Genomic DNA, 771 nt, shown 5'->3' on the forward strand with positions numbered 1-771 from the left:
CTATAAAATAATGCATCTTGGAGATCATCTGTTTTTTGAACCTCTTGCTAGGGCTTTGAAGCAAAATGGGTATGAGGTTAAAATTCAGCCAGCACCGATAATGCAATTTTATTTTGATCAGCTTGGATATTCATACGGAAATATAGATTGTAATTTTGATTTAGTGATTACTAGAATAGAATTTTTGGCCTCTCTTTCAGAATATAAAGGTTTTTGTCTTTTTATCGATACTGCAAACGCAAGTATTAAAAAGCCAATTTGTTTTGATATAATAGAAAAAGTGTTCAAAATATTAAATATTGCAGTAAATAATATTGATGACAAGCCGAAGTTGATTAAGAATCTAAATTTGAAAGATTTTGGTTTAAAAAATAATGAAAAATATATTCTATTTAATAACTATATTGATTCTGGTGCTTTTCGCATAGGTGCACACCACCAAAAAGCACTTATAAATTTTACAAAACAATTGAAAAAACAAACAGGATATAAGGTAATTCATATAGGTTCATTAATGGATGCAGAGAAGGATACTATAAAATATGATTTTATAGATATAGACTTACGTGGAAAAACTAGTGTCTCGGAAATATTTGATTTGATTTCATATGAAAATATTATTTATAATATTTCCTATGATGCTTTTATTATGCATTTGTTTTTTTTAGTCAATAAACATTCTTTCATTTTATTTCGTGGGAGATTTTTAAAAAAATATACTGATCTAATGTTGAACTGTATCAATCCTCCTTTTTATGTAGATAACAAAGA

1 protein-coding gene is annotated in these 771 nt (G+C 26.7%); it reads left to right on the plus strand.

Features of this window, described 5'->3' with window-relative positions:
- Positions 1-771 (plus strand): hypothetical protein (locus tag CYP64_RS10015; protein ID WP_103649081.1); only part of this gene is annotated, 771 nt, incomplete at both ends.

The sequence above is a fragment of the Campylobacter concisus genome (genome assembly GCF_002913945.1).
Classification (GTDB): domain Bacteria; phylum Campylobacterota; class Campylobacteria; order Campylobacterales; family Campylobacteraceae; genus Campylobacter_A; species Campylobacter_A concisus_P.